Origin of the sequence: Methanofollis sp. UBA420, assembly GCF_002498315.1 — an archaeon.
Lineage (GTDB): Archaea > Halobacteriota > Methanomicrobia > Methanomicrobiales > Methanofollaceae > Methanofollis.
On the sequence record NZ_DAGX01000002.1, the window covers coordinates 580,702 to 604,914 of the forward strand.

Below are 24,213 nucleotides of genomic sequence, written 5' to 3' on the forward strand. Positions count from 1 at the left end.
GTGTTTGCGAGTAGTATGCAGTGCGAATTATGTGGGGCTATAATAAAGGGCGCCCCGAAAAGAGTGCGGATCGAGGGTGCGGTACTTCAGGTGTGCCCGAAGTGTGCGACCCTCGGAGTGGAGGTGGCACAGCCACGGCCTGTCGAATCGAAACGGAAAACCGTCGCTGCTACACCGGGCGCCCCTCAGCGCCGGGGCCGTGACGTCTTCGACCTGATGGTCGGAGAGATAGTCGAGGACTTTGGCGAACGGATCAAGAGTGCCCGTCTGGAGAAGAACTGGACCCAGAAGGACCTTGCCAACGAGATCAAGGAACGTGAGATCCTAATCAGGAAGATCGAGAAGGGCGACCTGATCCCTGAAGACGAGGTGCGGATCAAGCTCGAGAAAGTGCTCGGCATCTCTCTCCTCGATGTCTCGGACGAGGAGGTGAGGAGACAGAAGGGGGGCAGGCTTGCGACGACTCTCGGCGATATCATCAAGATCAAGAGGGAGTAGATGGCGACACCCCTGATCCTCGTCAACCTGAAGGCATATACGGAGGGCATGGGCGAGAGGGCCGCAACCATTGCCGCAGCCGCCGCAACGGTCAGCGGGGAGAGCGGCATCGTGATCGGTGTCGCCCCGGCCTTTACCGATCTTGCGGCGATCGCGTCCAGGTTCAGCATCCCCGTCTATGCCCAGCACATCGACGGCGTCTCTCCCGGGGCTTATACCGGCCATGTAACCGCCGCACAGGTGAAGGCGGTCGGGGCGACGGGTACGCTCATCAACCACTCGGAGAGGCGTCTCACGCTCGCCGATATCGATGCCAGTCTCTCTGCAGCACGGAGTGCAGGGCTCAAGACCGTGATCTGCACGAACAATGAGACGACGACCGCTGCAGCAGCGGCCCTTGCCCCGGATTATGTCGCCATTGAGCCCCCGGAACTGATCGGGACGGGCGTCTCTGTCTCCAGGGCCGATCCCGGCATCATCGAGCGCTCGGTAGCGGCGGTGCGGGCGGTCAACCCGCAGGTGAAGGTGCTCACCGGCGCCGGGATCAGCACGGGCGAGTGCGTAAAAATCGCGCTGGAACTCGGGACCGACGGTGTCCTTCTCGCCTCCTCGGTCGTGAAGGCAAAGGACCCTGCCGCCGTCCTCAGAAACCTTGTCTCCTTAATCTAACCGATAAGAGTGATCAGGTCGTGCTTTGTGATCACGCCCTGAACCTTTCCCCCGCCAAGGACAAGAACGGCATGGTGCTGCTGGAGCAGGTGGACCACCGTCTCTACATCGGCGTCTGGGGGGACAGTCGGAAAACTGGACTCCATAAAGTCCTTCACTTTTCGTGTATGCGCCCGAGCGATCCCGATCTGCTCGATGGTATTGACAATCGCCGACTCCGAGATGCACCCGATGGGAAAGCCGTTCTCGATCACCGGCAACTGGGAGACGTCTTCCTCCTCCATGATCGCGACGGCGGTCGTGATCGCGTCGTCAGGGGTGACGGCATGGACAGGGGCGTGCATCACCGATCCCGCGGTGATCGAGGGATTTTCTGCAACTTTCAGCACCTGGACAATCTTCCTGAGGGTGCTCACCCTCGGGTCGACGGTGCCCGACTCGATCCTGGCCACCATGGACTGGGAAATGCCTGCTTTTCGTGCGACATCGGCCTGGCGGAGGCCGAGCATGATCCTCTTGGCCCTCAGTTCCGCGGGGGTGGGAATATACATGGTATTACTCATAGTGATTTCATCCGATAAAAATATGCATTACTTGACCCGCCCAATCCAGGATGGTCGACAGTGCTGGATGCTCTCTCCTCGCGGCTGGAGGGACGATAAAATGCTCAGGAGAATTCCTATTCTGGTGTGTCTGTGCCGGGGGACTACAGTGAAGGTCTTCGACCTTCTTGACCTCACTTCGTTCGGACAGCGAAGACTTCGTCTTCTCGACTCCCTCCGATCGCATCTCCCGACTTCCACATCGAATCGGAGGTGCATGGCTGTCTCCGTTCTCAGGATCTCTGTCTTTCTTCCCCGGTCCTATCCTAGATAGGGGGTCTGGGGGGTGAACCCCCGGTCCAGATTCTGGGAAGGCGGTGGATCGACAATCCCTTCCAGAGACTACCCGCAAAAATCGTTCAGAAGGAGACTGCCATCCTCCACAAGCACTCAAGACAAAAAAAATTCTCCATAGCAAAAAAGGGACGTTACGGGTGCCGTCTCCACACCAGAAGGCCGAGGGCGAGGACCGCAAGGACGGCGCCGAAACCCGGGAGGGGAGAGGCGGGCAGTTCGCTCTTTGCATAGATTATCGTTTTGAAGACTTCGGACCCGGTGAGATGCCATTCGGCTGTTTTCTCATTGACCGTGTTGGCATTGGAGTCGACGATCTTCCCGGGCATCTCCAGGTAATAGTGGATGGAACAACTGCCAAGCATCGCATCGGTGATCTTGTCTGACTCGCCCATCCCCTCGGCGCCTGCAAATCTCCTGTCCATGTAGATCAGGAACCCGCTGTCTTTTGCAAGTGTCCAGTTGGTCCCGTCAGGTACGATCTTTTCGGTGCCCGCAATCTTCATGGTCACTGAATCTTCGTTCCAGACTTCTTCATAGGACATGGCTCGGTCATCCGATCTCGCCAGGACATAGTCCCTGACGCCCGCATATCCTTCGTCTCTGGCATTCTGTTTCAGGATATTATAGACGAACGAGGTTGTCGTGAGTTCGACGCGATAGTCGCTGACCGATCCGTCGGGGTTTGCCGTCGCGTGGACATTCATCGTGAAGCAACCCGAGACCATGACAAGAGCCAGTAATGCAAATATAACCAGAATACTGGCTGTTTTCTTTGATAGTGCCATATGAATTGCCAGATATTAAAAAGCAAGTGCAAATAAAAATTTTTCGATTTTGTTTTCTGAATATGGGAGGCCCACGGATGAAAATACTTCGGGAATCGAATATCATCGATCGCTCCTGCTCGGGAATAATAGGATACAAAATGGTGGAGTCGGAGGAGTAAGCCCCCTTATGTTCTGTGCGGCATTCAGCTCCGCGCCAAACCCGGGCAGGCCCAGGCGCCCGTATGCCCTGTTCTGGCTTGCACCCGCAGGGATTCACCGTTTCATCGATTCCCGCCGTTACGTTCAACGGGTTAACTCGCACCCGATGGTGCTTCTCGCCCGAAGGCTCGGCCGTTTCATAACTGGCGGCGGGGCGTGTCGTTTCTGTGTCATTGCCATGACTCTCGCCATCCGCACTTGTGTACGGCTGCGTGCCTGGTCGGTGGGGGGACTTTCCTCAGCGGCCCGAAGGCCACCGTCGGCCGCACTCTCCCTCTCCTCTTAATAATATGGGGGCCCCTGAATATATTACTAATGTTTGCGCTGACCAGTGAAGAGGGCGGGATCGCGGTGCGCCTCGCACGCGACGCCCTCGAAAAGAGCCTTCAGGGTGAGGAGTTCACCCTGCCGCCACTGCCCCGGATATTCTCTGAGAAAAGGGGCGTATTCGTCACTCTTACCCGGGACGGCTCCTTACGCGGGTGCATCGGCCTTCCGTACCCGGTCATGCCCCTGGCTGAGGGGATCGTCCACGCGGCACTCTCCGCCGCCCTTGAAGACCCGCGCTTTCCGCATTTACAGGCTGCCGAACTCCCACAGGTCAGGGTCGAGGTCACCGTCCTCACAGCCCCCGAACCTCTCGCCTGCCTGCCCGAGGAGCGGGCCGGCCACGTGGAGGTCGGGCGGCACGGACTGATCCTCGCCGACCATGACAGGAGAGGACTTCTCCTCCCGCAGGTCGCGACCGAATACGGCTGGGACGCGGAGGAGTTCCTCGACCACACCTGCATCAAGGCAGGTCTCTCGCCAGGTTGCTGGAAGAGGGCCGACGTCGAGGTCGCCACCTTCGAAGGGCAGATTTTCCATGAGGAGGGAGCGTAAATGGGAATATCCTTTGAGATCCTCCAGAAGGACATCGCCGCCCGCGCCGGCAGGCTGAAAGTGGGGGAGAAGACCATCAGGACACCGGCCCTCCTCCCTGTCGTCAACCCGCACCTCCCCCTCGTCACGCCGCGGGAGATGCAGGAGATGGGGGTCGAGGCGATCATCACCAACGCCTACATCTTCTCGAAGAGCGCCGAGTACCGGGAGAAGGCCCTCTCCGAGGGCCTGCACAAGGTCCTCGACTTCGACGGCGTCATCATGACCGACTCTGGCTCATTCCAGTTGATGGTCTACGGCGGCGTCGAGATCACAAACCTGGAGACGGTCAGCTTCCAGAAGGCGATCGGGTCTGACATCATCGTGCCCCTCGACATCCCGACGACGCCCGACGCCGACCGCGAGCGTGCGGAGAAGGAACTCGCCATCACCCTAGACCGGATCCGCGAGGCCAGGGAGCACCTCGGCCCTGACGCACAGATGGCCGGACCCGTCCAGGGTGCCCTCTTCCCCGACCTGCGGGAGAGGTCGGCCAGGGCCGTCCAGGAGATCGGCTTCGACTTCTGCCCTGTCGGCGCCGTCGTGCCCCTGATGGAGAACTACCGGTACAAGGACCTCGTCGACGTCGTCCTCGGCGCGAAGAAGGGCCTCTCCCCCTCGACCTGCGTCCACCTCTTCGGCGCTGGCCACCCCTCCATGCTCGCCCTAGGTGCGGCGATGGGCTGCGACATCTTCGACTCCGCGGCCTACGCCCTCTTTGCGAAGGACGGCCGGTACCTCACCACCTACGGGAGCCTGAAGATCGACGAACTCTCCGAACTCCCCTGCCCCTGCCAGGTCTGCCGGAGCCACACGGCCGAGGAACTGAAGAAGAGCCCAGACAGGGTGCGTCTCCTCGCCCTCCACAACCTCTATGTCACCCTCGCCGAGATCGCGAGGATCAGACAGGCGATCACAGACGGCACCCTCTGGGAACTCCTGGACCTCCGGTGCCGGAGCCACCCGCGCCTCCTCGAAGGCTACCGCGAGTTCCTGCGCCAGGCACAGGACCTGGAAGAGCAGGACAATGTCTCGAAGAGACGGTTCTTCTACCAGGGCTCGGAGAGTTGCATGCGGACCGAGGTCGTGCGCTACCACGCGATGGTCGAGCGCTTCACCCTCGGCCCCCGCGTCCTCGTCGCGATGGCCGGGAAGGCTCCGGGCGACTACGACGACATCCTCTTCTTCAAACCGCCCTTCGGGCCATACCCTGAGGGCCTCTCCGAGACCTTCCCGATCGGGCAGTCCGAGATCCCGTCCTGGGACGAGGATATGATGCGGGCCGGGTGCCGCGGCATCGCGCGCCTCATCGAGACCCACCCGGAGAGCACGGTATCCGTTCTCTGTCCGGTCGAATGGGCTGCGTTCGTGCGGGGCGAACTCCCCGGTGTGGAGGTGCTGAATGCCGACACAGTTTGAGGTGAGGGGACGGGACGGCCTTGGCCGTTCCGGTCTCTTCTCGGTGAACGACAGCACGTACCAGACGCCCCTCCCCCTCGACATGGAGGAGATCTACCCCGAACTCGCCGCTCTCCACCACGCGAACGTCCCCCTCTCTGCAGACCCGGAGTTTGCGCGGGAGTATCTCGTCCAGCCCGGCGGCGAGGCCGTCATCGTCCACCCCGCACTCGGCGGCGGCGAGTCGGGACAGTGCGCGGTCGTCGCCAACTGGCACACCGCCCTTGCCAACCCGCGGAACATGGTCGGCCACCTGGCCGCCCTCAGGGAGAAGGTCCCGCCGGACGCGGCATGGTATGCTCCGGCCGCGGCCCTGCCGTCGAATGCGTGCTTCCTTGTCTACCTGGGCTTCGACCTCTTCGACTTCACTGCCGTCGACCTCATGACCGCCCGCGGCCTCTTCTGCACCCCCGAAGGTGAGTTCCCATTCGCGGAGATCGAGGAAGGCTCATGCTCCTGCGCCGGGTGCGCACAGGGAGACCTCGGCCTCCACAACCGTCTCGCCCTCCGTGCCGAGTGCGCCACGGTGCGGCGGTTCATCGCCGGCGGGCAACTCAGGGAACTGATGGAGCAGCGCTGCCGGATGGACCCGAACCAGGTCACCGCCCTGCGTCTCCTCGACCAGGAGTATCATATCACCGAGGAGGCGGCGCCCGCGGCGCGTGCCGTCAGGCTGCGCGCGAACTCGGCCGAGTCGATGTACAGGCCCGAGGTGAAGCGTTTTGCCGAGCGGGTGATCGGGCGCTATGTCCCGCCGAGGAACGACGTCGCCGTCCTCCTCCCCTGTGCGGTGCGCAAACCCTACTCCTCGTCGCAGAGCCACCAGCGCTATATCGCCGCCATCGCCGGCCGCGCCCACGAGGTGATCATCACCTCGCCCCTGGGCGTCGTGCCGCGCGAGGTCGAGGCCGTCTACCCGGCAGGCCACTATGACGTCCCGGTGACCGGGTACTGGGACCACGAGGAGTGCGCCTTCCTCTCCGACATCCTTACCCGCTACCTGCAGGCGCACCCCTACGGGAGGGTGATCGCCCACCTCGAAGGCGGGGCGCTGAAGGTCGCGGAGATGGCGGCCGAGGCATGCGGGATCGAAATCGAGTGCACCTGCATCGGCCACCCGACGTCCCCCGCCTCCCTGCGCGCCCTCGACGAGGCCCTCGCCGGCGAGAGAAAGATGAGGACCACGCCAGTCGCCGGCGTCCTCTCCTGGCAGTTCGGCGAACAGGTCGAGACGAAAGGGATGCAGGTCAAGGGGAAACCCCGGCGGCAGGCGGTCTTCAAGGGGAAGACCCTTCTCTACAACATCGACCCCGGGACAGGCCTGTACAAGCCCACCTTCGAGGGCTGGGAGTATCTCAGCGGTTACCGCGTCCAGATCGACGCCTTCGTCCCGCACGGGGACGTGCTGGCGCCGGGCGTGATGGATGCCGACCCCGCGATCAGGCCGGGCGACGAGGTGCTCGTCGCCGGCCCCTCGGCCCTGGCGACCGGCCGGGCGATGATGGGTGCGTCGGAAATGGTCAGGTCCCACCGCGGCGTCGCTGTGAAAGTGCGTAAAGTAAAGTGCATCGAACGCTAACCTCATGAAGCAAGAGTCATTTGACATTGGAGTGGTAGAGTTTGTATCTGGTTGAGGAGGCAACGCAGCTCGCAGATAAAGTGTTCCAGATGTGGATCCACGCGCCCCAGGTGGCGCGGCACGCCCGGGCCGGGCAGTTCCTGGTTATCAGGATCGACGAAACCGGTGAGAGGATCCCCATCACCATCTCGGCAGTGAAAGAGGACTCGGTACGGGTCATCTTTATGACCATCGGCAAGACCACCGAGCACCTTTCCACCCTGAAGAAGGGCGACGCCATCAGGGACGTCGTCGGGCCGCTCGGCACGCCGAGCGATATCAAAAAATACGGCACCGTCGTCGTCATCGGCGGCGGCGTGGGTGTCGCGAGCACCCCGATCATCGCCCGTGAGGCGAAGGAAGCCGGAAACCATGTCATCGGGATCATCGGGGCGAGGAACAAGGACCTCCTCATCCTCGAAGACGAGATGAAGGAGGCCTGCGACGAACTCTTCATCACCACCGACGACGGGAGCAAGGGCATCCACGGCTTCGCAAGCACTGTCCTCGACCAGCTCCTCAAGGAGCGGGAACTGGGCTGTGTCTGGATCGTCGGCCCGGCCATCATGATGAAGGTGACCTCGGGCGTGACAAAGCCGTACGGTGTCAAGACCTTTGTCTCCCTCAACCCGATCATGGTCGACGGCACAGGGATGTGCGGGTCGTGCCGGGTGACTGTCGGCGGGGAGACGAAGTTCGCCTGTGTCGACGGACCCGAGTTCGACGCCCACCAGGTCGACTTCGACGGCCTCATGCAGAGGCAGAGGATGTACGTCGACGAGGAGAAGGAGGCGCTCGAGCACTTCCACCACCCTCATGGCGGCTGCGGGTGCTGCGGGGGTGAGCACTGATGACCGAGGTCTCAGAACACGTTAAGGACTTCAACGAAGTCAACAAGGGGCTTTCCGAGGAGAACGCCGTCCTTGAGGCACTCAGGTGCATGAACTGCGTGCGGCCGAGTTGCGTGAAGGGCTGCCCGGTCTGCATCGACATCCCGGCATTCATCCAGAAGGTCGCAAACAGGGACTTCGCGGGCGCGGCGGAGGCCGTCAAGGAGAACAACATGCTCCCGGCGATCTGCGGCCGTGTCTGTCCGCAGGAGACCCAGTGCGAGGGCGAGTGCATCCTCTCCAAGAAGGAGAAGCCGATCGCCATCGGCGCGCTCGAACGCTTTGTCGCCGACTGGGAGAGGGAGCACGGCGTGACGACCCCCGAAGTCGCCGCCCCGACCGGAAAGAAGGTGGCGGTCGTCGGTTCAGGCCCGGCAGGCCTCACGGCTGCGGCCGAACTCGCCCGTTTCGGCCACGCGGTCACGGTCTTTGAGTCCCTCCACGAGGCCGGCGGCGTGCTGATGTACGGCATCCCGAACTTCCGCCTCCCGAAGGAGATCGTCCAGGCGGAGATCGAGCAGGTGAAGGCCCTTGGCGTCGAGATCAGGCTCAACCACCTCGTCGGGAGGAGCGTCTCCACGGAGGAGCTCCTCGCGTACGACGCCGTCTTCCTGGGCACCGGCGCCGGCCTGCCGTATTTCATGGGCATCGAGGGCGAGAACCTCTGCGGGGTCTACTCTGCAAACGAGTTCCTCACCCGCGTGAACCTGATGCATGCCAACTGCTTCCCCGCCTTTGACACGCCGGTCAAGCGCGCCGCGAAGGTGGTCGTCGCCGGCGGCGGCAACGTGGCGATGGACGCGGCCAGGGTGGCGCGGCGCCTCGGCGCCGACGTGACCCTCGTCTATCGGCGGCGCGAGGAGGACCTCCCGGCCCGTGCGGTCGAGGTCACGAATGCACAGGCCGAAGGCGTCCGTTTCGTCTGCTGCGCAAACCCGGTGCGGGTGCTCGGCGAGAAGACGGTCTCTGGTGTCGAGTGCGCCAGGATGGAGATGTGCGCCCTCGACGAGAGCGGGAGGCCGAAGCCTTCATGTATCGAGGGGAGCAACTTCGTGCTTGAGGCAGACGTCTTCATCGAAGCAATCGGTCAGGGCCCCAACCCCCTCCTCATCTCCATGCTCCCGACGCTGAAACGCGAGCGCCGGGGCAACGTGGTCGTGGATGCGGACGGTCAGACGGCCGTCGCCGGCGTCTACGCGGCCGGGGACGTGGCAACCGGCGCCGCCACCGTCATCTGGGCGATGGGTTCGGCAAAGAAGGCTGCTGCCGCTATAGACAGGATGCTGAGGGGAGAATGACTGAGGTCAGGTTTCTTGAGGAGAGGAAGGTCGTCCTCGACCTTGCAGACGTGAGCGATCGGGAGGTGCTGGACATCGGTGCCGGCCCTCTCTCACTCATCGCCGCAAAGGAGTACGACTGCTATGTCACGTCCGTCGATATCGACGGAGAGAAGATCAAGGAGTGGGAGAAAGAGGCAGAGCGCGAGGGCGTTGCCGAGAAGATCAGTTTCGAGGAGGCCGACGCGACCGACCTCCCGTACTGCAAGGACGCCTTCGATATCGGCATCTGCTTCGGGGCCCTCCATCATCTCCCAGAAGATATGCGGGAGCAGGCACTCTCCGAAATGGCGCGGGTCTCGTATGAGAAGTTCGTCATTGCAGAGTTCACCGAAGAGGGCTTTGCCGAACTGCATGGCGGGGAAGACCTTGTCCCCGTCGATCTCGTCCGCCTGGAGGGTGCCCTGAAAGCGATGGGCACCCTCACCGTCCGTCCCCTCGGGAAACTGAACGTCTATATTGTTGAGAAGGGGAACTGACCTCCCCCCTTATTCCGGGGACGAGGACTTTTTTCGGCTCTGAGATATTTCTGTCCTTCTTTCGGTCCTGCTGTGCAGAAGAGGTTTCTCGACTCTCATTGTCTTTTGATTGACGAGGCAGAGCCTTTGTCCAGAAGATGCGGTGCTGTACCTCGGAAAAAAAGTGTTGGGTTTTATCTCCTCTTCCAGAGGACGACTGCCGCAATGAGGAGGACGGCCGCCCCGCAGAGGATAAGCATCATGGTGGGGAATGGCTGCGGTGTCTCCGCCGGGGGCGATGCCGGTGTTTCAGTCACCGGCGAGGCGGGTTCTGTCGTCCCGGCCTGTGCTCCTGCTTCCGCTGTTTTGACGGCGACGGGTGCTGGTTCTCCGCCGATTGCAAAGACGGAGAAGCCCGGACTCTGTGCCGAGAAGTACCAGAAGGTCGCGTCTTCGTCCCTGACCTCGGTGGGGAGGGGTTGCCAGGCGTCGTCGTGGTAGCGGCAGAGCACGACGTCCGCCGGGTCGATACTGTTCTCCTCCAGCCACGCCTTCGGGATCTTGAATAAGATGAGGGCGCCCTCGATGGCGTCGTCGGTCGTGTGGTAGAGCGTGACCTCGTCGTATTCATAGACCATACTGGCCGGGGCCCCGACGCTGGAGGGCAGGCCTGTCCGCCCGACCGTGACAAGGAGAGTCTGGATCGTCTCGCCGACTGTCACCCTGATCTCGTAGATAGCCGGGCCCCGGAATGCCAGGGTACCGCTGCCGCCTGCCGGGATCTTTCCTGTCGAGTCGGCAGAGAGGTCGGAGTGGCCGCCGCCCGAACCGGATGAGGATGATGTGGGTATCGGTGTCGGCAGGGCTTCGAGGACGAAGAAGACCTCCGTCGTCTCGCCTGCATTGACCGTCACGGTCCTGTTCTCAGGTTTGACGTAGTCGTCGAGGGTGACTGTGACGTTGTGCTCTCCCGTCGGGATGTCCGTCAGGGTCGTGTTGGTCAACCATTCGGTTTCCTTCCCTTCGAGGAATATCCGCGCCCCCTCTGGTACGGATGAGACGTTGAGAACCCCGCACTCGCGTTCAAGTTCGAAGAAGACTTTTGCCTCCTCGCCTGTCTCAACCGTCACGGTCTTGTTCTCAGGCGTGACGTACCCCGCGAGTCTGACCGTGACCTTGTGGTCACCCGTGGGGATACTCTCCAGGGTCGTGTTGGTTAACCATTCGGTTTCTACGCCGTCGAGGAATATCCGGGCCCCCTCCGGTACGGAGGAGACATTGAGAACTCCGCACTCGCGTTCAAGCTCGAAGAAGACCTTTGCCTCCTCGCCTGTCTCAACCGTCACCGTCCGGTTTTCAGGGGTCACGTATCCTTCGAGTCTAACCGTGACGTTGTGCTCGCCCGTCGGGATGTCTTCCAGGGTCGTGTTGGTCAACCATTCGGTTTCCTTCCCGTCGAGGAATATCTGCGCCCCCTCTGGTACGGATGAGACGTTGAGAACCCCGCACTCGCGTTCGAGGGCGAAGGTGACCTCTGTCGTCTTCCCCACTTCGACCGTCACTGTATCATTAATCTGAGTCACGTAGTCTTTGAGGGTGACTGTGACATTGTGCGTCCCTGTCGGGATGTTCTCCAGAACTGCGTTGGTCTCGCCCTTGTCCACCCCATCGAGGACTATCTGCGCCCTCTCCGGTACGGAGGAGACGTTGAGGATCCCGCACTCGCGCTCAAGTTCGAAGAAGACCTCTGTCGTCTCGTCTGCATAGACATTCACGGTCTTGTTCTCCGGCGTGAAATACCCGGCGAGTTTGACCGTTACGTTGTGCTCTCCTGTCGGGATGTCCTTCAGAATTGCGTTGGTCAACCTTCCAGTGTCCACGCCGTCGAGGATGATCCGGGCCTCCGCCGGTACGGAGGAGACGTCGATCTCCCCGCATACCTCTTTGAGTTCAAAGAAGACCTCTGTCATCTCACCTGCATTGACTGTCACGGTCTTGTTCTCCGGCGTGACATACCCGGCGAGCTTGACCGTTACGTTGTGCTCGCCGACAGAGAGGTAGAGGGGCGTATCGGTTGTGTAGCCGTTCGTCACGCCGTCGAGGACTATCTGCGCCCCCGTGGGCGTCGAGGCGACCGCCACAGTCCCGCCGTACACCAGAGGGAGATGGTCGGTGTTGCGTCCGCTGAAGAAGCCATCAATGGTCAACGGTTCGTCACAGATGCCATCGAAGTCGGCGTCCGCACACCACTCCGAGATGTTCTGGGCGGGGTCCTGAAGCCAGAGGTTGCCGCCGAGGTACGGCCCGCCAGCGATGTTGGTGCCGCGGGTGCAGGTGGTGTTGAAGAAGGCGGAGGAGGAAGATGCACGGATATTGTCGGGGTTGTCGAAGCGGCAGTTGGTGATCGTGATGGGAGAGCAAACAAGGAAGTATGATGCCCCGCCCTCGCCGTAGTGTACGGTGTTGTTGGTGAAAGTGCAGTTGGTGATCGTAGCGCCGGCGCCAATACACCACTGGAAGTCTGCCCCGCCGCCATTGATATTTGCTCTGTTCCCGGTGAAAGTGCAGTTGGTGATCGTGGCGCCAGTACACCACTGGAAGTCTGCCCCGCCGCCGCTTTTAGTTGCTCTGTTCCCGGTGAAGGTGCAGTTGGTGATCGTGGCGCCAGTACACCGCTCGATGTATGCCCCGCCGCCGCTTTTAGTTGCTCTGTTCTCGGCGAAGGTGCAGTCAGCGATGGTGAGGCGCTGGAGATTTGACATCATACTTCCTGTGGCTTGTATGCCGGCGCCATTGCAGTCCAACCAGTTGCTGCTGGAGATGTTGAGGCCGCGAAAGGTGGCGTTGTCCGCTGTGACGGTGAACACCGGTCTGTCTGTCTCTTTGTATGTGATGATGGGTTGGGCGGGCGAGCCTTCCCACTGTTTGACGGTCACGTCCGGTTTGTCGATGGTGATCCCGCTCTTATAAGTGTGGCCCTCGACGCCCCAGATGCGGATCGTATCTCCTTTTCTGACCTTATTCCTGAGATCCCAGAGACTGGTGACGTTGTCCTCTCCCTCGATCTTCGAGACATTCCAGATGTGGGGGTGAGTGATCCTGGCCGCTGTCATCATGGGTTCTTTTTCTTCCTCCGCAACGATCTCGATCGAAGTGGTGTTCGCGAGGGGGAGGGTGGTATTGGTTGCCGTGAGTGTGACAGTGTGGGTGCCGGGCGTGAGGAAGGTGTGGGTGATGTCAGGGCCGTCTGCGTCCGCCGCGACGCCGTCGATTGTCCACTCCCAGATATCAGCCGCAAGACCTGTCGCCGTCCCTGTGAACCACACGGTGAGCGGCACCTGACCTTCAAGAGGATCGGCGGTAATCGCGAGCGCCAGTTCCGTTTCCACTGGAGTCTCAGTTTCCACTGGAGTCTCAGTTTCCGCTGGAGTCTCAGTTTCCGTAGGAACCGAGATATTCGTAATCATTTCATAGGACGCCACTGATTCGGGCGGGACTGTGCCCTCTTCATCCCCGGCAACCGGCCCGATGATACAGGCCAGGGCCACCAGCAGGACTGCGAAAATAACTATCTTTTTCGGGAATGGGGGGATATTTCTCATTTCAAACCTCCGCATGAACGGAATGTCAGCTTCCCCGGATACGGGAGAGGATCACGCCTGACGGGGGGCTGAGATGGCGGAGAATTAATTTTTGTATTAATATATGTTTTTATTTTAAGCTACTTGTGCCGCGCATTTGCAAAAATAGATCATTTTGTTGATCCAATCCAATATAGAAAGTATGATAGCGCATAATAAATATATTTACGTATTATAAGATTGCGAAATAGTTGAATGACTTGCGCGAGCGCCCCGATGAAATTTGCCAGGTACCGTACCCTGCCGGAGGATATACCCCGGTTTTTGCGGATATCCCCTCATCACACCGTGGATTGAGGATGAAAAACGGATTGCTGATGATCCGAACCAGATCAACCTCTTCGGCGGGCCACTCCACTGATAGGGGGTGCGTGGTGCTGAACCACGTTGTCGTGTGCAGTGCCCAAGAAGGAGGACAGACCGGCACCTCTCCCTTCTGGGGACCCGGAGATGGTGCGTAACTCACAGAAACGTAATGGAAGTGCGCCACCTCCATGCCCCGAAGAGTTGCTCCTTTCCAGGACGGTAAATATGCATTCACCGCGCTATTGTAAACTATCTCAACAAAACGTCAGGAGGACAGACCTCTGGTGCATCCTGAAGAAAAAAGAGTGCCGTCTGTTTTTATCATCGCTGCAGGTTGTGAGAGAGAAACGACTGGAGAACTGAAAAGCGGAGGGGAGTGCCGGGAGACATCTTCCTGCACACGATATATCAACCCGACCTCCAACTCTCCAGAATACTGAAAAGTTATTCTCTTCCGTATCTCAGGAGTCCGGCGATGGCGAGAGCGGCACCCGCAGTCGCAATGAGAAAGCCCGGTGCCTCTGGTGTCGCAGTCTGCGACGGGGTCGGAATCTCAGTCAACGTCTCTGCATCCTGTAAGACAACCCTCGACACCAGCCATCCCTCGGCACCGCCGTTCATCCTCGACCAACCAGCGGAAACAATTTCTCCGGACTGCGTCAGGAACACGGAACTGAGCCTGCCTTTCCATGCGTCCCATACCTGTCCGTCGAGGACGTTCCCGTCATAGTCAATGATCTGGATCTGCGGGACAGAGCCCCAGCAACCGGCGAGGACGTAGCCTGTTCCAGGAAATTCTGTCATTGCATAGATCTCAACGCCGGGCATCTTCTGTTCCCACTCGATGACACCTGCATCGTCGATCTTTGCGGCCCACGCATCTGTGACGAACGTGGTCTTTCCGGTCTCATTACTGGTTGTGGTCATCGATCCGCCAAGCAGATATCCATCGTTCACTGCCAGAGACGTCAAGAGAGTGCGATTGTCAATCTCTCTTGTCCACATCTCTTTTCCCGATGCATCTGTTTTCATGATCCACAAGGAGACGGGACCATCAATGGTCGATCCGTCTGTTCCCCCGACGAAGATGGACCCATCCGCTGCCGTGGCAATGGTGCGTGCAGCTCTTTCGGCGTAGGTCTCTGCCCGGATCTCCATACCCGAGAGATCGTAGATACCGACAAATGTCTCCGTCTCTCCGGCAGGTTTCCACAACCATCCGCTCACCGCGATTGTATCATCGGGCAATCTGTCGAGATCGGTGAGACGCAGTCCATCAATGGTGACGTTCCAGAGAGGGGTTCCGGCGGTATCGATCCTGACGAGACGTGATGTGCCAGTGGCATTGTCCCAGTCGGCGACGGTAAGAAAATCGCCGTCAATGGCGTATGTCCCCACAATGGCCCCGCCGTCTTCCAGCGGGACGATGCCGACGACGCAGTCACCATCAAGTGTGGCATTCCACTGCTCAACTCCTCTCGGATCGGTTTTTATGAGAAGAGCACTGTCATTTCCGGCACCATACCCGAATCCGCCCAGCAGATATCCCATATCGTCTGTCTGTCCGGCAGCAAAAATATCGGTGTACATCCCTTTGTGGAAGGTTGCATTCAATCCTCCCGTCTCATCGATGGAAACGGCCCCCACAGATATGACAAGGAGGCTGCTCAGGAGAAGGCAGTATATTCCTTCTTTAATATAGTGTGGTTTCAGTGCATTTGTTGCCATAGGAAACTTCACCTCTGGTACATTATTATATGGATCTCGTCAGTCATAATTATCGTTCCCGGCGCGTTGCCGGAGGGTTCTGTCATCAAACACCTTTTTTCATGCCCGGACAGAGAAAAACACTCCCCCAGAAGGCGGTTGCTGGCAGGTCTCGGACCTGCCGAGTCGACCCTTTGAAAAATCCAGTCGGGCTCTGTCTCTTCCCCCTGCATTCACGCCGTATGCGTGACCTTCAGTCCCTCGTTGTCGACCGCCGTGGAGAGGGCCACCGAGAGGCCGAGGCTGTCGGCGATCGCCTTCATCTCCTCCTCCGGTTTCCCGGTGACGACGGCGATGGAGGGGCCGACCGAACTCATGCCCACGAACTCGATGCCGGCCTCGCGCAACCTGCTCATGATGTTGTAGATCGCGAAGTCGTGGTGCTCGATCTCGGCCCTCTTCGACCCCCTGAACTCGATCTCCCACATCACGTCCCCGGCCTTCTTGAGGTCGCCCCGTTCGAGCGCGGGCAGGAGGTCCATCAGGACCATGTAGGCCTTGATCGGGCGGTCGCGGTAGTCGAGGTCGCGTGCCCGGTTCATGAGGAGGTCGAACTCGCTCTTCCCTGACGAGGAGATGCCGCTCTTCGGGATGATGACGAAGACATTCTTTCCCTCGGCAAAGGGATGGCGGTATGCAAGGGCGAGTTCGTCGCCCATGACGACAAAGCCGCCGTAGGTGCTTGCGGCCGGGCCGACGCCGGTCTCGAAGCCGAAAGCGACCATGTTGTTGTTTTCGGCCGTCTCCTCGACGAAGTTCTTCCCGACGAGGATCCGCAGTTCCTCGGCGGTGAGGGGAGAACCGAGGGCCGCGTTCATTGCATGGCTGACGGCGAGGAGCATGGTGCCTGTCGAACCGAGGCCGACATGCTTGTAGTGGTGGTCGTCCGCGGCGATCCTGAAACCGCCCTGGTAGCCCACCGTCGCCCTGAAGGCCTCGACGATATGCCTGATGATCGGCGTGCGCTCGTACTCGATCTCGATGCCGTCGGCGGTGCACTCCGCACGTGCCGTGCTGTACACCTGGACGGCATATCCAAAGCCTCCGCCGCCCGGTTGGTCGGGGGCGAAGCGGTTCATGTCCAGGACCGTCGAGTGGATGCGTGCCGGAACCCTGACCGTGAACGTGCCGGACTGAGGCACTGGCCGGAGGGGCCGGTCGATCCTGAGGGGGCGGATGTTTGTCCCTGCTCTGAAGGGCTCGAAATCGTATTCGACGAGGTCGAGGTCGCCGCCCCTGATCTTCATCAATGGCATGCCTGTTTCTATGAGCGGTCAAAGAAGATATTTTTCCCTGAGGCCTTGAGAGGGAGGGCATAGACGACGGTGCAGTCCGGGAGGAGGCCGAGGATACGGGAGCCGACACCGCCTGAGTAAAAGACCCTGTTGTCGACGTTGTGGATGGACGCCGTCTTTACCGCGGACCCGACGGCGATGCCGAGGTCTGTCATCCTGATCACGCAGTTCGGTCCCCTGAACGGGACGCCGTCTTTTTTTGTCTCTTCAACTGCGGCGGCCATCTCAGTGCAGGTCGGGTACCCGCAGCCGCCGCAGTTGACGCCTGCGGTCTGCTGGCCCTTGCACCCGATCAGGACACAGGCATCCGCTTTCTCGATGTTCTTTGCATCCCGCAGGAAGAAGCCGAGGGTGTGCTCCTCGCCATAGGCCCGCATCGCGTCGGCGAGGTCGGTGAGGTCGGTGCCGGTGAGCACCTCGACCTCGATGGTGTCGACGCCCTTCCCCTTCGGCGCCGTCCGTGCGGCAAGAGCCATCAGCATTGCCACGGTCCTGACTGCCTCGAATTCCGGAGTCATGGGGGTACGATCACCATGGGCACAGATATATTCTCCTCACTTTCGTGCTGCCCGCCGATCCCTTTTGCCCGCGGGGGGATGATGGGTACCTGATGGAGAGGCAGGGTGTGATCACGTCGCCGGTAGAGGGATATCCCTGGTCCGACCTGGACACGCCCGACACCGCCGGGGGGTGCGGGCGTCTCCTGAAGGTCCTCCTCGACGGCCGCTGCTCGTACGACTGCGCCTACTGCGGGGTCAGGGCCAGGAAGGGCGGGGGCCCGGTCGGGCCTGCGGAGATCGCCGACGCCTTCCTCAGGATGCACCGCGAGGGAAGGGCGGACGGCCTCTTCCTCTCCTCGGGCATCGCGGGCGACGTGGACCTGGCGATGGAGGGGATCGTGGAGACCGGGGAGATCCTGCGGCGGCGGGGTTTCCGGGGCTATCTCCACCTCAAGGTCCTCCCGGGCGCCGCACGGGCGGACATCGCCGATGCGGCGCGGGTGGCCGACAGGATCTCGATCAACATCGAGGCGCCGTCGGCATCCCGCCTCTCCGAGGTCGCGGGGGTGAAGGACTATCGGTGCGACATCGAGAAGAGGCAGGCCTGGGTGGCGGAGGCGATGCCCGGCCGCCACACGACGCAACTCGTCGTCGGCGCGGCGGGGGAGAGCGACGCCGAGATCCTCTCCTGTGTCGCCAGGCAGTACAGGCGTCTCGCGCCGGCACGGGTCTACTACTCCGCTTTCACGCCGTTGGCAGGGACGCCCCTCGAGTGCCGGGATGCGACTCCTCTCTGGCGGCAGAGGCGCCTGTACCAGATGGACGCCCTCGTCCACCTCTACCAGTTCTCCCCTGATCTGCTCCGCGACGTGATGGACGACGACGGTTTCCTTCCCGACGCCGACCCGAAGAGGGTGCTTGCAGAGAACCTCCCGCCTGTCGATATCAACACCGCCCCTCTCGCCGACCTCCTCCGCGTGCCGGGGATCGGTCCTGTCGGCGCTCGCCGGATCTGTGCGATGCGGCGGACGGCGCCGCTCGTCTCCCCTGCAGACCTCAGGAGGTGCGGCGTCCGCACGAAAGATGCCGGGCCATTCGTCCGCTTCGGGAGAGAGGTGCAGGCGACACTCTCGTCTTTTTGAGGGGAATCGTTCATGAAACGAAGTTTCAAGCGGTTCTTTGAAAACCACCTCAGTGGTTTTCATGGTAATCCCCGGCCCGGGATCTGCAAAAATGAGCATTCCCCGGGTCGCCGAAAGAAATAGGTGGCCGGACGTTGACCCATTGTGCGTGTCCGCAAAGGTCAGGCCGATCTTCTGGATCGTGCTGGGACTCTCCGTCGCGGCCAGTGGCATAGTGTTGCTTGTGTTTTTCGATATTGTCCCTCTGAAAGAGAATGAATATCCCGCTATCGTCCCCTGCGGGGAAAAGGGAATTCGAAATGTCACGTATCAATTTTCTTTTCACTCACAGAACCATTCGGTCACCTTTCCCGTCGAGATGCCGGTGTACTTCGGGGCTAAAAACTCCCGGAAAGAGGCTCACATTTTTACACACAAACCGCCGGAGGAGATCCTGCAGGAATATTATTCCTCTTTCATCTATGACCGGCATCAAGAGAGCCTCTATGGAGAGATTCTCGGGGACATGAGATTCATCCGCGATTCCTGCAACCTGAACGACGACGAATACCTCGAACTCCTTGTTGCTTTTGTCCGGTCTATCCCCTTCGAAGGGGACTTCAACGAGACGGGCGTGAAATTCCCCGTGGAAACAATCATCGAAGGTGGGGACTGTGACGACAGATCAGTCCTGCTCATCGGTCTCATGACCCGCGAGGGGTACGACGCCGCACTCCTGTATTTTGACGGCAAATACCATACGGCCGTGGGTGTCAGAGACGGAGCCGGTCAGGGGAACTATGAAGGGTATGCATATATTGAGACGACTGCCTCCCTTCCTATCGGTGTGAAAGCCACAGAACTTGCAAACGGCGACACCCTTGATACGGAACCATGTGTCATCAGGTTCGGGAACGGGACAAAATGGTACTCCCGCGGGGGAGCGGAAAAAAGGGATTAAGGATTACTTGTACTCGCGCTTCGAGTAGCTGTACGTCTCGCTGTCGCCGCCCCGCACGACGATGGCGATCCACTCCCAGAGCGACTTGATCGTCCCGAACTGCTCGTACCGGCGCATGTCGAAGGCGACGCGGAGTTTCGGGTCGAGGAGCACCGTGCCGACCTGCCGGGTGCGGCGGGCGATCTCCAGGTCGTCGCCGGCGTCGATGCACCGATACATCCCGATCTGCATGAAGACCTCGCGCCTGAAGGCGGTGTTGCACCCGAGAGTGTAGTAGAGGGTGTGGGTCAATGCGCCGACGCGGGAGAAGAGATTTGCCAGGGCGAGGGAGAGCGCGTTCTTGATCCCCTTCTCCTTCGGGTACACGAGGCCGAAGACCTGCACCGCGTCCGGGCGTGTGGCAAAGTCCTTCTCGATCCTCTCCAGCCAGTCGGGCGGGATGATGCAGTCCGCGTCGGTCGTGGCGACGATATCGCCCTTTGCGGCCTTCGCGCCGTCGTTTCGTGCGCCGCCGACCTTCTTGCTCGTCTGCACGAAGACGAGGTCGGCGTACCTCTCTGCGATCTCCCGCGTTTTGTCCTTCGAGTTCCCGTCCACGACGATGATCTCGTACCTTTCGCGCGGCAGAGTCTGGTTGCAGAGGGACTCAAGACAGGAGGCGATGTTCGCCTCCTCATTGTAGGTCGGAACGATAACCGAGATCATTGACCAATCAACTCCCTGTAGAGGTTCATGTGGAGGTCTGCGACCTCATTGATGTCGAATTTTTCCGAGAAGGGCCGTGCAAGGGAGGCGTGCCTCCCGAGCGCCGCCTCGTCGCCGAAGTGCGCCCCCGCCTCCTCTTTGTCCCCGAAGAAGAGGGCGGCGTCCCCGAAGATCTCGACGAACTCCGGGATCCGCCTGATGACTGTCGGCAGGCCGCTTGCAAGGGCCTCCAGCACGACGAGGCCGAAGGTCTCGGCATAGGAGGGCATGAAGAAGACATCGGCCCCGCAGTAGGCGGCGGCGATGTCGTCGACAAAACCGGTGAAGGTGACGTTCTTCCCGCACCTCTCTTTCTCCTCCTCGATCCGGCCGTGGTCCTTGGAGAACCTCCCGTACGGATACCCGCCGACCCAGACGAAGTGAAGGTCGGGGTGGTCGTGCGAGAGGGCGAGGAAGTCGTAGATGCCCTTCCGCGGCGTCTGCTGGGCGACCGAGAGCACCACCCTCTCGTCCTCGCCGATGCCGTACTTCGCCCTGAATGCCGCCCTCTTTGCCGGGTCGGGCCTGAACCTCTCCCTGTCCACGCCGTTCGGGATGAGGGTGGTCGGGACGTCGGGGGCGATCTCGTGGACCTCCTCCTCGCAGAGGTGCGAGATGGTGATGATGTGGTCGAATCCCCCGTAAATTTCAGGGTAGAAGTGGTTCACCGTCTCCGAAAAGGCGAGGTTGCCAGTGTTGAGGCGCGGCGTGGAGTGGGCGGTGAGCACCTTGACGCCGTGGCTGTATTTTTTGTTCGTCAGGGCGAGGGGGCCGAAGGTGTGGTAGTGGACGAGGTCGAAGTCGCGGCCGCGGGCATTCCAGGCCATCTCCGGGCCGGCCTCCTCTCTCGCGAGGGCGCCGTACAGGGTCTTCGCCAGGGTGGCGCACCCGATGTACTTGAAAAAGAGCATGTCCTCGACGAAGAAGTTGACCTTCATGGATATTCCTTCACGAAATCGATGACATGGCGGATGCAGGCGTCCATATTGATGTACTCGAACTCTGCGAAACGGCCGACGAGGTCGATGCCCCGCGTCTTGCAGTAGTCCCTGACAGTCCTGACATTCTCCTGGTAGGCGAGGTCGTAGATGACGTACGCAAATTTCTGGCGGTCGACAGAGGCGGAGACGACCTGGTCGCGGGACGCGACGACGCCCATCTTCATCAGGCCCTCGACGGTGTGGTCGATGAGGGCCTCGTCGTCCATCAGGGCGGCCTCGTCGCCGTCCCTGTAGGTGATCTCGGCGAGGACCGACCCGCACCCGTCTGGGGCGTTCCCGTCGCTGTAGCCCGAGGGGAAGGAGATGCGGTTGAAGAGGCCGATCTCCTCCTGCGGGACATAGACCCAGGAGTACGGGGGGATCCCGCCCTTCAGGCCGAGGCAGATGCAGGCGACAGAGTTGTACTTCAGGGCCCGGCAGGCCTCCGCCACCGTCTCCGGCACGCCCTCGAGACAGGGGAGGAGGGCCTGGAGGGGGATGGTGGAGATGCACCTCTCCGCCCTGACCTCCTCTGTGCCGTCGCTGATCACGAAGGCCCCGTCCTCCTCTCTCACCGACCTGACCGCGAAATCTGTCCTGATAATGTCCTCGACCGGCGCGGCGATCGCCCTGACCAGCGCCTCGATACCCCCAACCTCGGGGTACGAGAAGACGGCCTGGTGGGTGTAGCCCTCTGTCTCGATGCCGACCGCCGCCTTGATCACGTCCTCCACCGGCGGCCGGGGGATCCGCCCGTCCACCCAGTGGGTGGACATCTCCTCGGGCGGGAACTTCCAGATCTTCCGGTTGTACGGGACCATGTAGCAGTCGGCGATACCCTCGCCGAAGGTGTGGACGATCCACTCCCTGAAGTTCCGGGGTGCGGAGAGTTCCCCCTTCTCCGCTTTGATGAGGGTCTTTACGAACTCGTTGATGCAGAGGAAGAGGTCGTCCTTCGGGAGGTCTGCAAGACCGTTCTCAAAGGGGTATTTGACGTATTTCCCCTTGTAGAAGATCTTGGTGTTCCGGTGCCTCTCTGTGCGGTTCTGGCCGAGCGCCTCTTTCATAAAAGCGAGGGCCCCGGCGTCCCGGGAGAAGATGATATGCGATCCGCCTGTGTCAAAAGTGAAGCCGTCGATGGTCTTCGACCGGCAGAGACCGCCGTATTCAGGCTCCGCTTCGAGAACGACCACATCTTCGCCTCTTTCCCGGAGCAGTCTGGCCAGAGTCACCCCGGTCAGCCCGCCGCCCAGTATCGCCGTTTTCACGCCATAGAGATTCGCGGTCGGGTGATATATGATTGTTCATAGGGAAGGCGTCGATACAAAGCAGGGCATTTTCTTTCGCATTGCGCCTGTTCCTCCCGGTGCATCCGCACCTGTCTGTCAGGAAATCGGATGACACTCACTATATTAATCCTGACCCACAATCTCATCAGGATGATTACCCTCAAACCTGGCGATGTCGAGGCGGGCGGCGTCGGCCTGAGAAACCACCTCATCCTTGCGGCCGGCGTCCTCGGGACGACCGGCGCCTCACTCTCGCGGATGCTCAGGCTCGGTGCCGGCGGCGTGGTCACGAAGTCCATCGGCCCCGCGCCCAATGCGGGCCACCACGGCCCCTGCCTGATCAGGACGGACTGCGGACTGCTCAATGCGATGGGCCTCCCGAACCCGTCGAAGAACTTTGTCGAGGAACTGGAGCCCCTCAAGGGCGAACCGGTGGTCGCGAGCATCTTCGGCGGCAACCCCGAGGAGTTCAAAGAGGTCGCCGGGTGGTTCGCCGGGCAGGCGCAGGCCTTCGAACTGAACGTGAGTTGCCCGCATGCCGAGGGGTACGGGGCGGCGATCGGGACTGACCCGGAGACTGTGCTCGAGTGCACGCGGGCGGTCGCCTCGTACGGCCTGCCGGTCTGGGTAAAACTCACCCCGAATGTCACCGACATCACGACCATCGGGAAGGCGGCAGAGCAGGGCGGGGCGAGCGCGATCGTGGCCGTCAATACGGTGCGGGCGATGCGGATCTCCACCGAACTCCGCCGGCCTGTCCTCGGCCACAAATCAGGCGGGCTTTCCGGGAAGGCGATCTTCCCCGTCGCGGTGAAGTGTGTCTGGGACCTGTACGAGGCCTGTTCCATCCCGATCATCGGGTGCGGCGGGGTCTCGACGGCCAACGACGTCGTCGAGATGATGATGGCCGGTGCGCAGGCGGTCGAGATCGGGAGCGCGGTCGTCGACGACGTGCGGGTCTTCGAGCGGATCGGGCGGGATCTGTATGCAAAGGACGGCCATGCGGCCGACGAGATCGTGGGGGCGGCGCACCATGACTGAGATCCCCACGATGCCGGTGCCGGTGACGATCAAGGCGATCGTGCAGGAGACGCCCTCGATCAGGACCTTCTACTTCGACCCGGCCATTCCGTCCTCGCCCGGCCAGTTCGTGATGGTCTGGGTGCCGGGCATCGACGAGATCCCGATGGCCCTCTCCTCAGGCCACTCGATCACCGTCCAGAAGGTGGGGGACGCCACCGCGGCCCTCTTCGCGATGCAGGTCGGCGACCGCCTCGGCATCCGCGGGCCGCTCGGCAACGGGTTCACCGTGAGCGGGAAGACTCTCGCGATCGGCGGCGGCGTCGGCGCCGCTCCTCTCCTCAACCTCGTCTCGGCAGGACAGGTGAGCACCTTCCTTCTCGGAGCGCGGACGAAAGACGAACTCCTCTTCGCCCCGCTGATCAGGGCGGCGTGCACCCTGCGCATCGCCACAGACGACGGGACTGACGGACGCCACGGCTTTGTCACCGACCTGATGGACGATATCGACCTTGCCGACTACGACCATATCTGCGTCTGCGGCCCGGAGATCATGATGGTGAAGGTGCTCGACCGTCTCCAGAAGGCGGGCATCGCGGAGCGCGGCCAGTTCTCCCTCCACCGGTACATGAAGTGCGGCATCGGCGTCTGCGGGTCCTGCGCCACCGACCCGCACGGCCTGCGGGTCTGTCGGGACGGCCCGGTCTTCACCGGGGACAGTCTCCTCGAAACCGAGTTCGGGAAATATACACGCGACGCCAGCGGCCGCAGGGTCCACTTCCCGCCGCTCCACCCCGAAGCTCCGAAAAAGCCGGAGACGAAGGAAGAATAATAGAGCCCCCACTTTTTTGCGGC

General features: G+C 61.2%; 21 protein-coding genes and 1 other RNA gene. 12 read left to right on the forward strand and 10 right to left on the reverse strand.

Annotated features, from left to right (window positions below; all coding sequences use genetic code 11):
* The first annotated feature begins 15 nt into the window (after positions 1–15).
* Both BP869_RS02910 and tpiA read left to right on the forward strand, forming a co-directional pair.
* Positions 16–498, forward strand: coding sequence for a multiprotein bridging factor aMBF1 (locus BP869_RS02910; protein ID WP_342676723.1), 483 nt, complete (start codon positions 16–18; stop codon positions 496–498).
* Complete coding sequence (tpiA, locus tag BP869_RS02915) at positions 499–1,167, forward strand: triose-phosphate isomerase (protein WP_342676725.1); 669 nt, start codon at positions 499–501, stop codon at positions 1,165–1,167.
* Here the strand turns inward: tpiA and BP869_RS02920 are convergent.
* The 3 genes from BP869_RS02920 to rnpB all read right to left on the reverse strand — a co-directional run bounded on the left by BP869_RS02920 (position 1,164) and on the right by rnpB (position 3,331).
* Positions 1,164–1,718, reverse strand: a complete 555-nt coding sequence (locus BP869_RS02920; RefSeq protein ID WP_342676727.1) for a CBS domain-containing protein — start codon at positions 1,716–1,718, stop codon at positions 1,164–1,166. The genes tpiA and BP869_RS02920 overlap by 4 nt on opposite strands.
* Positions 1,719–2,197: 479 nt before the next feature.
* On the reverse strand, positions 2,198–2,851 hold the full coding sequence (locus BP869_RS02925; RefSeq protein ID WP_342676729.1) for a hypothetical protein: 654 nt from the start codon (positions 2,849–2,851) through the stop codon (positions 2,198–2,200).
* Between the two features lie 146 nt (positions 2,852–2,997).
* An RNA gene (gene rnpB, locus BP869_RS02930) (RNase P RNA component) lies at positions 2,998–3,331 on the reverse strand.
* 36 nt (positions 3,332–3,367) lie between these two features.
* Between rnpB and BP869_RS02935 the strand changes: the two genes are divergently transcribed.
* Genes BP869_RS02935 through BP869_RS02960 form a run of 6 tightly spaced genes read left to right on the forward strand, consistent with a single transcriptional unit; the run spans position 3,368 to position 9,755 of the window.
* Positions 3,368–3,934 (forward strand): TIGR00296 family protein, encoded by a 567-nt coding sequence (locus BP869_RS02935; protein ID WP_342676731.1) that lies wholly within the window; start codon positions 3,368–3,370, stop codon positions 3,932–3,934.
* On the forward strand, positions 3,935–5,392 hold the full coding sequence (gene tgtA, locus BP869_RS02940; protein ID WP_342676733.1) for a tRNA guanosine(15) transglycosylase TgtA: 1,458 nt from the start codon (positions 3,935–3,937) through the stop codon (positions 5,390–5,392).
* Positions 5,376–7,010: an archaeosine synthase subunit alpha gene (gene arcS / locus BP869_RS02945; protein ID WP_342676734.1), complete on the forward strand. Its 1,635-nt coding sequence runs from the start codon at positions 5,376–5,378 to the stop codon at positions 7,008–7,010. The genes tgtA and arcS overlap by 17 nt, the downstream gene beginning before the upstream one ends.
* Positions 7,011–7,051: 41 nt before the next feature.
* A complete protein-coding gene (locus tag BP869_RS02950) occupies positions 7,052–7,900 on the forward strand; it encodes a sulfide/dihydroorotate dehydrogenase-like FAD/NAD-binding protein (RefSeq protein WP_342676736.1) in 849 nt (282 codons plus the stop codon).
* Positions 7,900–9,237, forward strand: a complete 1,338-nt coding sequence (gene gltA, locus BP869_RS02955; RefSeq protein ID WP_342676738.1) for an NADPH-dependent glutamate synthase — start codon at positions 7,900–7,902, stop codon at positions 9,235–9,237. The genes BP869_RS02950 and gltA overlap by 1 nt, the downstream gene beginning before the upstream one ends.
* Entirely contained in the window at positions 9,234–9,755 is a 522-nt protein-coding gene (locus BP869_RS02960; RefSeq protein WP_342676740.1) for a class I SAM-dependent methyltransferase, read from the forward strand. The genes gltA and BP869_RS02960 overlap by 4 nt, the downstream gene beginning before the upstream one ends.
* 173 nt (positions 9,756–9,928) lie before the next feature.
* Here BP869_RS02960 and BP869_RS02965 read toward each other — a convergent pair whose 3' ends face one another.
* From BP869_RS02965 to BP869_RS02980, 4 genes are all read right to left on the reverse strand, one after another.
* A complete protein-coding gene (locus BP869_RS02965; RefSeq protein WP_342676741.1) occupies positions 9,929–13,123 on the reverse strand; it encodes a PEGA domain-containing protein in 3,195 nt (1,064 codons plus the stop codon).
* Positions 13,124–14,125: 1,002 nt separating this feature from the next.
* Positions 14,126–15,409: a hypothetical protein gene (locus tag BP869_RS02970; RefSeq protein WP_342676743.1), complete on the reverse strand. Its 1,284-nt coding sequence runs from the start codon at positions 15,407–15,409 to the stop codon at positions 14,126–14,128.
* Between the two features lie 212 nt (positions 15,410–15,621).
* Complete coding sequence (locus tag BP869_RS02975; RefSeq protein ID WP_342676744.1) at positions 15,622–16,704, reverse strand: GHMP kinase; 1,083 nt, start codon at positions 16,702–16,704, stop codon at positions 15,622–15,624.
* A gap of 8 nt (positions 16,705–16,712) precedes the next feature.
* Positions 16,713–17,261, reverse strand: coding sequence for a ferredoxin domain-containing protein (locus BP869_RS02980; RefSeq protein WP_342676746.1), 549 nt, complete (start codon positions 17,259–17,261; stop codon positions 16,713–16,715).
* A 92-nt stretch (positions 17,262–17,353) separates the two neighbouring features.
* Between BP869_RS02980 and BP869_RS02985 the strand changes: the two genes are divergently transcribed.
* Positions 17,354–18,385, forward strand: a complete 1,032-nt coding sequence (locus BP869_RS02985; RefSeq protein WP_342676747.1) for a helix-hairpin-helix domain-containing protein — start codon at positions 17,354–17,356, stop codon at positions 18,383–18,385.
* A gap of 61 nt (positions 18,386–18,446) precedes the next feature.
* Positions 18,447–19,325 (forward strand): hypothetical protein, encoded by an 879-nt coding sequence (locus BP869_RS02990; protein WP_342676749.1) that lies wholly within the window; start codon positions 18,447–18,449, stop codon positions 19,323–19,325.
* 3 nt (positions 19,326–19,328) lie between these two features.
* Here BP869_RS02990 and BP869_RS02995 read toward each other — a convergent pair whose 3' ends face one another.
* Genes BP869_RS02995 through BP869_RS03005 form a run of 3 tightly spaced genes read right to left on the reverse strand, consistent with a single transcriptional unit; the run spans position 19,329 to position 22,317 of the window.
* Positions 19,329–20,030, reverse strand: coding sequence for a glycosyltransferase (locus BP869_RS02995; protein WP_342676751.1), 702 nt, complete (start codon positions 20,028–20,030; stop codon positions 19,329–19,331).
* The gene (locus BP869_RS03000) at positions 20,027–21,007 is read right to left on the reverse strand and encodes a glycosyltransferase family 4 protein (RefSeq protein WP_342676753.1); all 981 of its coding nucleotides are present in this window, start codon (positions 21,005–21,007) and stop codon (positions 20,027–20,029) included. Before BP869_RS03000 ends, BP869_RS02995 begins: the two co-directional genes overlap by 4 nt.
* Positions 21,004–22,317 (reverse strand): protoporphyrinogen/coproporphyrinogen oxidase, encoded by a 1,314-nt coding sequence (locus BP869_RS03005; RefSeq protein ID WP_342676755.1) that lies wholly within the window; start codon positions 22,315–22,317, stop codon positions 21,004–21,006. The genes BP869_RS03000 and BP869_RS03005 overlap by 4 nt, the downstream gene beginning before the upstream one ends.
* 171 nt (positions 22,318–22,488) lie before the next feature.
* Here BP869_RS03005 and BP869_RS03010 point away from each other — a divergent pair, with 171 nt between their 5' ends.
* Positions 22,489–23,379 (forward strand): dihydroorotate dehydrogenase, encoded by an 891-nt coding sequence (locus tag BP869_RS03010; RefSeq protein ID WP_342677393.1) that lies wholly within the window; start codon positions 22,489–22,491, stop codon positions 23,377–23,379.
* Positions 23,372–24,190 carry a dihydroorotate dehydrogenase electron transfer subunit gene (locus tag BP869_RS03015; protein ID WP_342676757.1) on the forward strand — a complete coding sequence of 273 codons (819 nt, stop codon included), beginning with the start codon at positions 23,372–23,374 and terminating at the stop codon, positions 24,188–24,190. The genes BP869_RS03010 and BP869_RS03015 overlap by 8 nt, the downstream gene beginning before the upstream one ends.
* Positions 24,191–24,213: the final 23 nt, after the last annotated feature.

Excerpts from the sequence above, each read along its gene's own strand:
- BP869_RS02910 (WP_342676723.1), top strand. The coding sequence starts at position 16 with ATGCAGTGCGAATTATGTGGGGCTATAATAAAGGGCGCCCCGAAAAGA.
- tpiA (WP_342676725.1), top strand. The coding sequence starts at position 499 with ATGGCGACACCCCTGATCCTCGTCAACCTGAAGGCATATACGGAGGGC.
- BP869_RS02920 (WP_342676727.1), bottom strand. The coding sequence starts at position 1,718 with ATGTATATTCCCACCCCCGCGGAACTGAGGGCCAAGAGGATCATGCTC.
- BP869_RS02925 (WP_342676729.1), bottom strand. The coding sequence starts at position 2,851 with ATGGCACTATCAAAGAAAACAGCCAGTATTCTGGTTATATTTGCATTA.
- BP869_RS02935 (WP_342676731.1), top strand. The coding sequence starts at position 3,368 with ATGTTTGCGCTGACCAGTGAAGAGGGCGGGATCGCGGTGCGCCTCGCA.
- tgtA (WP_342676733.1), top strand. The coding sequence starts at position 3,935 with ATGGGAATATCCTTTGAGATCCTCCAGAAGGACATCGCCGCCCGCGCC.
- arcS (WP_342676734.1), top strand. The coding sequence starts at position 5,376 with ATGCCGACACAGTTTGAGGTGAGGGGACGGGACGGCCTTGGCCGTTCC.
- gltA (WP_342676738.1), top strand. The coding sequence starts at position 7,900 with ATGACCGAGGTCTCAGAACACGTTAAGGACTTCAACGAAGTCAACAAG.
- BP869_RS02960 (WP_342676740.1), top strand. The coding sequence starts at position 9,234 with ATGACTGAGGTCAGGTTTCTTGAGGAGAGGAAGGTCGTCCTCGACCTT.
- BP869_RS02970 (WP_342676743.1), bottom strand. The coding sequence starts at position 15,409 with ATGGCAACAAATGCACTGAAACCACACTATATTAAAGAAGGAATATAC.
- BP869_RS02975 (WP_342676744.1), bottom strand. The coding sequence starts at position 16,704 with ATGCCATTGATGAAGATCAGGGGCGGCGACCTCGACCTCGTCGAATAC.
- BP869_RS02980 (WP_342676746.1), bottom strand. The coding sequence starts at position 17,261 with ATGACTCCGGAATTCGAGGCAGTCAGGACCGTGGCAATGCTGATGGCT.
- BP869_RS02985 (WP_342676747.1), top strand. The coding sequence starts at position 17,354 with ATGGAGAGGCAGGGTGTGATCACGTCGCCGGTAGAGGGATATCCCTGG.
- BP869_RS02990 (WP_342676749.1), top strand. The coding sequence starts at position 18,447 with ATGGTAATCCCCGGCCCGGGATCTGCAAAAATGAGCATTCCCCGGGTC.
- BP869_RS02995 (WP_342676751.1), bottom strand. The coding sequence starts at position 20,030 with ATGATCTCGGTTATCGTTCCGACCTACAATGAGGAGGCGAACATCGCC.
- BP869_RS03000 (WP_342676753.1), bottom strand. The coding sequence starts at position 21,007 with ATGAAGGTCAACTTCTTCGTCGAGGACATGCTCTTTTTCAAGTACATC.
- BP869_RS03010 (WP_342677393.1), top strand. The coding sequence starts at position 22,489 with ATGATTACCCTCAAACCTGGCGATGTCGAGGCGGGCGGCGTCGGCCTG.
- BP869_RS03015 (WP_342676757.1), top strand. The coding sequence starts at position 23,372 with ATGACTGAGATCCCCACGATGCCGGTGCCGGTGACGATCAAGGCGATC.